General features: G+C 32.1%; 6 protein-coding genes and 1 riboswitch. All 6 genes read left to right on the top strand.

The genetic code is table 11. From position 1 onward, the window contains the following. The first annotated feature begins 210 nt into the window (after positions 1-210). Positions 211-311: riboswitch (purine riboswitch) on the top strand. A gap of 43 nt (positions 312-354) precedes the next feature. From J7M77_RS14230 to J7M77_RS14255, 6 genes are read left to right on the top strand one after another with little or no spacing between them, the layout of a single operon-like run. Continuing rightward, positions 355-1188, top strand: a complete 834-nt coding sequence (locus tag J7M77_RS14230; protein WP_296879736.1) for an ABC transporter permease — start codon at positions 355-357, stop codon at positions 1186-1188. Next, positions 1188-1970 carry an ABC transporter permease gene (locus J7M77_RS14235; RefSeq protein ID WP_296879738.1) on the top strand — a complete coding sequence of 261 codons (783 nt, stop codon included), beginning with the start codon at positions 1188-1190 and terminating at the stop codon, positions 1968-1970. The genes J7M77_RS14230 and J7M77_RS14235 overlap by 1 nt, the downstream gene beginning before the upstream one ends. Before the next feature lie 10 nt (positions 1971-1980). Continuing rightward, complete coding sequence (locus J7M77_RS14240) at positions 1981-3018, top strand: ABC transporter ATP-binding protein (protein WP_296879740.1); 1038 nt, start codon at positions 1981-1983, stop codon at positions 3016-3018. Between the two features lie 16 nt (positions 3019-3034). Continuing rightward, on the top strand, positions 3035-4078 hold the full coding sequence (locus tag J7M77_RS14245) for an ABC transporter substrate-binding protein (RefSeq protein ID WP_296879742.1): 1044 nt from the start codon (positions 3035-3037) through the stop codon (positions 4076-4078). A gap of 14 nt (positions 4079-4092) precedes the next feature. Beyond that, positions 4093-5802 (top strand): adenine deaminase, encoded by a 1710-nt coding sequence (locus J7M77_RS14250; RefSeq protein ID WP_296879744.1) that lies wholly within the window; start codon positions 4093-4095, stop codon positions 5800-5802. After that, positions 5786-7105 (top strand): amidohydrolase, encoded by a 1320-nt coding sequence (locus J7M77_RS14255; RefSeq protein WP_296879746.1) that lies wholly within the window; start codon positions 5786-5788, stop codon positions 7103-7105. The genes J7M77_RS14250 and J7M77_RS14255 overlap by 17 nt, the downstream gene beginning before the upstream one ends. Positions 7106-7229 lie beyond the last annotated feature (124 nt).

Below are 7229 nucleotides of genomic sequence, written 5' to 3' on the forward strand. Positions count from 1 at the left end.
CTTTGAGGGATAGCGAGAGTCAAAAGCGATAGCTTGAACGGAGTGAAAGCAGCGCCTTTAGACGCGAGCAAGTAGCAAAGGCTTATAGCCGCAGAGAAAACCACGTCTTTTAGGCGTGGTTTTTATTTAATGATATTATGTGATTTAAAGGGAATAAAATGTTGTATTGTAAGAAAAAATTGGAAAATATTAGACAAAAGTTGTGACGTTTGTTACAATTAATTCGGTTATCATATATGTTTGTAAATTGGTACAAACGTTTCTACCCCATTACCGTAAATAATGGGACTATGATAGATGCTTTTAGTGTGTCTATCATCATGATAGATTTTTTTATTAGAGGAGGGTTTGGTAGTGAAAAAAAAGCTTCATTATGTTCTTTTGGTACCTTGTCTGGTTCTACTGATTGTGTTTTTGGTCATGCCATTAGTACAAACTATTTTTCCAACATTGTTTCCTGAAGGCAGTGGTTTTACTTTCTCACATTATTTAGATTTTTTTAAAGATGAATATTATATGACGATTTTTATTAGAACAGTCAAAATTGCTTTAATTTCATCAATCGTTTGTATGATCTTAGGAGTACCAACAGCATATTTTATTTCTCGTTGTGAAAAGAAATGGCGTGGACTTTTAATGGCAATTTCAATTTTCCCAATGTTGACTAATTCAGTTGTTAGAAGTTTTGCCTGGATCAATATTTTAGGTAAAAATGGAATCATTAATAATATGTTATTGTCATTAGGGCTCATTGATGAACCGCTAACACTTTTATATACCGAGTTTTCAGTATTAATTGGGACAATTTATTTATTTTTACCGCTGATGATCATTACTTTAGTCGGAGTTATGGAAAATATTGATAATGATATGATGGAAGCGGCAGAAAGTTTAGGTGCTAATCGGATAAAAGCCTTTTTAAAAGTTGTTTTACCACTTAGTTTACCAGGTATTATCGTTGGTTGTGTATTAGTATTCACGGGTTCTTTAAGTGCTTATACAACACCACAATTATTAGGTGGTCCTAAAAACTTAGTATTAGCAACCTTTATTTCTCAACAGGCACTTAGTTTAAATAACTGGACCGGTGCAAGTGTTTTTGCCGTTATAATGATCGTTACAACTTTGATTGTAATGAAAGGCTTAAATGCCTTGGCAGCTAAATTAGATAAAAGGGGTGAAGTATAATGAGAAGACATAAAGGATTGATGATTATTTCGATATTAGTTTTTGCTTTTTTATTTATCCCGCTAATTATTATTACAGTTACGGCTTTTGGTGAAAAGAGTACGATTACTTTCCCAATTGATGGTTTTTCATTACAATGGTTTGCCAATGTATTTGCTTCACAAAGCTTTATGAGTTCCTTGGCATTAAGTGCAAAATTAGCTTTACTAGCTACTTTATTAGCTTTATTAGTAGGAGTACCAGCTGCTTATGCTTTAGCACGTCATAGTGTAATCGGTAAGAAATTTTTAAAAAGTTTCTTTTTATCACCAACAATTATTCCCGGGATCGTTGTTGGTTATGCCCTGTATCAAAGTTTGATCTTAAAAATGGGATTACCAGTATTTGAAAGTTTATTATTAGGACACTTTTTAGTTGTCTTACCTTATGTAATTAGGATCGTTGGTTCTTCTTTGGATCAATTTGATTTTGCAATCGAAGAAGCAGCAATGAGTTTAGGATGTCAAAAAGGACAAGCATTTTTTAAAGTAGTGTTGCCAAATATTACTTCAGGAATTAGCGCAGCATTTATGTTATCATTTATTAATTCTTTCAATAATATTCCGGTTTCCATGTTTTTAACTGGTCCTGGAATTACCACTTTACCAACAACATTGATGAATTATATTGAATATAATTATGATCCAACCGTTTCTGCGGTATCAGTATTATTAATGCTGGCAACAATTATAATAATGTTTATTGTTGAAAAGACATTAGGTATTTCAGCACTAGCTAAATAGGAGGAATAAGATGGCGTTTTTAAGTTTAAAAGATATTGCAGTAGCATATCATCAAAAAAATTATATTTTACAAGGATTAGATTTAGATATTGAAAAAGGGGAATTAGTATCTTTATTAGGACCTAGTGGTTGTGGAAAAACAACTACTTTAAGAGTTATTGCGGGATTTATTGAACCCCAGGAAGGTAAGTTTGTTCTAGATAATGAAGATATTACCAAAGTACCAGTACATAAAAGAAATTTTGGTTTAGTTTTCCAAAGTTATGCATTATTTCCTCATTTAAGCGTTAAAGATAATATTGCTTTTGGTTTAAAACTAAGAAAAATGGATAAAACTGAAATGGAAGCTAAAATTAAAGAAGTTGTCGAAATTTGTGGTCTTGAAGAATTAGTTGACCGGTTACCAAAACAACTTTCTGGGGGACAAAGACAGCGGGTTGCTTTGGCTCGAGCATTAGTTATTGAACCAAAATTATTGTTACTTGATGAACCGTTAAGTAACTTAGATGCAAAATTAAGAATCCAGATGCGGGTAGAAATTAAACGATTACAAAAAAGATTAGGAATTACAACAATTTTTGTAACTCATGATCAAGAAGAATGTTTCTCTATTTCTGATAAAGTAGCAGTTATGAATAATGGTGTCATTGAACAATATGACAGTCCTGAAAATATTTATTCAAGACCAAAAACTGAGTTTGTGGCTCGTTTTATTGGATTTGAAAACTTCTTTGATTTAGAAAAAGAAGCTAATCATTGTTACCGCAATAGTGTGGGTCAAATTATTAACGTAGACAATGATGGTGATTTACAATCTTGTAAGGGAACAATTCGCCCTGATGATATTGAAATCATTCCATCTGCTGATAATCATGAAAATGTTATTACTGGAACTGTTAGCGTACGGACTTTTTTAGGGAAAAGTTATCAATATGAAGTTGATACTAATATTGGTAAATTAGTCGTTAATAGCGCTAATGAAAAAGTTTACAAACAAGGTGATGATATTGCAATGTATTTACCAGCAAACAAAATTGTCTTAGTATAAGAAAGGATGGTCGAAAGTGAAAAAATTATTAGCAAGTCTTATGGCTGGAGCATTATTTTTAGTTGGCTGCTCTGGCGGAGGAAGCAGTGACGAAAATGAATTGGTAATTTCAACATGGGGGTTAAATGCCGACATCGTTAAAGAAGATGTTTATGCTCCATTTGAAAAAGAAAACGATTGTAAGATCGTAGTTGATGAAGGTGGTACATCAGATCGTTATACTAAATTTGCCAACAATCCTGATGCATCTATCGATGTCATCGAATTATCACAAGCAGAAGCACAAAAGGGATATGAAGCGGAATTATTTGAAAAACTTGATTATAGTAAAGTTGGAAATGCTAAAGATTTAATTGATGCGGCAGCTAAATTAAAAGATGAAAATGGATATGGTCTTCCATATACATTAAATAGTATTGGAATTATTTATGATAAAGAAGCAGTTGGTTTTGAAATTAAAGAATGGAATGATTTATGGGACAGTCGTTTAAAAGGAAAAATTTCAATTCCAGAAATTACAACTACTTTTGGACCAGCAATGGTGCATATTGCCAGTGATTATAAAGGTGTTGATATTACTAGCGATAATGGAAAAGCGGCTTTTGAAGCATTAGAAGAATTAAAACCTAATATTGTTAAAACATATACTAAATCTTCTGATTTAACAAATATGTTTAGTGCTGGGGAAATCTCTGTTGCCGTGGTAGCTGATTATGGTGTTAGTCTAATTCAAAAAAATAATGAAAAATGTGAATATATCGTACCAGCTTCAGGTACTTATGCTAACTTCAATACAATCGAAATCAATAAAAATTCTGAAAATAAAGAATTAGCTTATAAATATATTAATTGGCGTTTAAGCAAAGATTTACAATACACTGATGCAGTTTCTGATTTAAATGAATCACCAACAAATAAAAATGTTGTTTTAACTGATGAAGAAGCTAAAAATAAAACGTATGGTGATATTGCCGCTCGTGCTAAAGTTATTGATTACAAATTTGTCAATCCATTATTAAAAGATTGGGTTGATCAATGGACAAGAATCTTAAATAGCTAAAAGGAGGCATTATCATGATTGATCAGCTCATCAAAAACGTTCAAGTATATAATACTTTTATTCAATCTTTTGAAAAAAAGAATGTTTATGTTCATGAAGGAAAATTTTATTACCTTAGCGATGATGTATCACTTGAAGCAAGTAAGATAATTAATGGTCAAGGTAAATATATGATTCCGGGGCTGATTGACATTCATATGCATATCGAAAGTTCAATGACAATTCCAAGTGAGTTTTCTAAAGCAGTTTTACCTCATGGGGTCACTACTGTTGTAGCTGACCCTCATGAGATTGCTAACGTCTTTGGAATTAAAGGAATTGAAGCCGTAATATCCAATGAAACAACATTGGATATTTTTTATGGCATTCCTTCTTCCGTTCCTTCAACTAATAATACTTTAGAAACAACAGGCGGTAAGATCGATGTCGATGATGTTAATCAGTTATTAAAAAATCCTAAAATTTTATGTTTAGGTGAAGTAATGAATTTTAAAGATTTGATTGGCGGTAATCAAACTCTAATTAATCAAATTATTGCTGCCTGTCACCAGCAGCGCTGGCAATTACCAATAGAGGGTCATTGCCCTAAAATTACCGGTTTAGATTTAGCTAAATATATTTACCAGGGGGTAGATGCTGATCATACGCATCAAAGTCCTGAATCAATCGTTGAAAAGATCAAAAATGGCATGTTTTTGGAAATTCAACGTAAATCAATGACTCCGGAAAACATTGAAACACTAGTAAAAAATAATTTTTATGAATACTTTGCTTTAGTAACTGATGATGTAATGGTCGATGATTTGAAAACCGGACATTTAAATTTATTGGTCAAATTAGCACATGATTTAAATATGCCAATTGAAAAAGCTATTTATTGTGCTACTTATACACCAGCAAGAAGAATGCATATGATTGATCGTGGCTGTATTGCTCCTGGTAAGTTAGCGGATTTTATTTTATTAGATAATTTAGAAGAATTTTCAATTTATAGTGTCTATAAAAAAGGAAAGTGTGTCTATCAAATTGATCAAGAAATTGAAATCAATGATCAGCCACCAGTTTTCCCAAGTGATTTCTATCATTCAATTCATCTTAAAGATGTAAGTGAAGATGATTTTAAACTAACAAGCAACCAGTCAGAAGTAGTTTGTCATGTCTTGGAAATCGAACCGCATTCAACATTTACTAAGCATTTAAAAATGAAACTGCCAGTTATTAATGGTTATGTCGATTATCAAAGTGCTGGTTTAAGTTTATTGACAGTTTTTGAACGTTATCAAAAAAATGGTCATATAGCTCATGCCTTAGTTAAAAACACTTTAGCTAAACAAGGGGCAATTGCTACTAGCTGGGCTCATGATCATCATAATATCATGGTGTTAGGAAACAATGAAAAAGATATGGCAGTTGCTTTAAAGCAGCTAGTTAAACAACAAGGTGGTTATTTAGTTGCTGTAGATGGTAAAGTAGTTGCCAATGCATTATTAAATGTAGGTGGAATTATTAGTGATCAGCCAATTGATAAATTAGCTAGCTCGTTAAAAGAAGTTAGAAAAGCAATGAAAGATTTAGGCTATGAACATGATAATGCCATTATGTCATTATCAACATTATCACTTCCAGTTTCCCCAGAATTGAAAGTTACTGATTTTGGTTTATTAGATACATATAATCAAACAATTATTCCATTAATGGAGGAAAATGATGAAAACATTAATTAAAAATGTTACGATCGTAACAATGAATCAAAACTTTGATGTCATTGAAAATGGTCAGATGGTAATTGAAGATGATCGAATTATTGAAATTGGAAAGCAATGCTTCCAAGATTATGATCACTGCATTGATGGCAACCAGGGTATTTTGATGCCAGGAATGATCAATACCCATACGCATTTGGGGATGATTCCGTTTCGCTCTTTAGGTGATGATTGTGTTGATCGGTTAAGAAGATTTCTTTTCCCTTTGGAAGTAGAATGTATGAATGATAAACTAGTTTATCATAGTTCGCGTTATGCAATGGCTGAAATGCTGTTATCAGGAATTACTACTTTTATGGATATGTACTATTTTGAAGATGAGGTTGCTAGAGCGGCTGATGAAATGAAGATGCGTGGTTTTGTTGGGGAAACAATCGTTGATTTTTGCAGTTGTGACAGCCAGGAACCGTATGGCGGAATTGATTATTGTAAATGGTTTATTCCTAAATGGAAAGATCATCCATTAATTACTCCGTTTATTGCCCCGCATGCTACTAATACTAATGATTTAAAACATCTTAAAATGGCTCATGAATTAGCCATAAAATACGATGTGCCAATGTCTTTACATGTCAGTGAATTAGATTATGAAATGGATTATTTCAAAAAGGAATATCAAATGACGCCAGTGGAGTTTTTAGATCATTATCAAATCATGGATGATCATTTATTAGCGGCTCATTGTATTCATTTAAATGAACATGATATTCAGTTATTTAAGAAAAATAATAGTGCTATTGCTCATTGCTTAATTTCCAATCTAAAAGCCGCTAAAGGAGCGATGCCCCTTAAAGCTTTATTAGATGCTGGAGTTAATGTTGGTTTAGGTACTGATGGACCTTCTAGCAGCAATTCTTTAGAGCTATTTTCCTTACTTAAAGCAGTTGCCTGTGTTCATAAAACTGTAAATCATGATCGCAGCAGTTTTCATGCTAAAGACGTTGTTGCTTTAGCGACTATCCAAGGTGCTAAAGCATTAAAAATCGATCATTTAGTAGGTTCATTAGAAGTAAATAAAAAAGCTGATTTTATTATTATTGAAACCAAATCAGCTAATATGTATCCAATTTATGATCCTTATTCAGCAATTGTTTATAGTGCTAATGCCAGCAATGTCGAAACAGTATTTGTAAATGGTGAATGCTTAGTTGATAAGAAACAATTACAACATGTAAATCTAGAAACATTACGTCAAAATGTTGAAAACGAATCAGCTCTGTTTAAACAAAAGGCTAAAGAATATGAAAAAAAAGAAATAATTTAAAAGGGGCTGTAACGAGCAATAAATAAATTATAGTCTCTAAAACGCAAAAACGTACGACAAAATCGTACGTTTTTTGGTATAATATATGTATGAAAAACAAATTATACAACAATAATTATAACTC

It is taken from the genome of Thomasclavelia sp. (genome assembly GCF_017889095.1).
Lineage (GTDB): Bacteria > Bacillota_I > Bacilli_A > Erysipelotrichales > Coprobacillaceae > Thomasclavelia.

What these genes read in the sequence shown, in the direction of transcription:
- J7M77_RS14235 (WP_296879738.1), top strand. Translation starts at nt 1,188, where the DNA reads ATGAGAAGACATAAAGGATTGATGATTATTTCGATATTAGTTTTTGCT.
- J7M77_RS14240 (WP_296879740.1), top strand. Translation starts at nt 1,981, where the DNA reads ATGGCGTTTTTAAGTTTAAAAGATATTGCAGTAGCATATCATCAAAAA.
- J7M77_RS14250 (WP_296879744.1), top strand. Translation starts at nt 4,093, where the DNA reads ATGATTGATCAGCTCATCAAAAACGTTCAAGTATATAATACTTTTATT.
- J7M77_RS14255 (WP_296879746.1), top strand. Translation starts at nt 5,786, where the DNA reads ATGAAAACATTAATTAAAAATGTTACGATCGTAACAATGAATCAAAAC.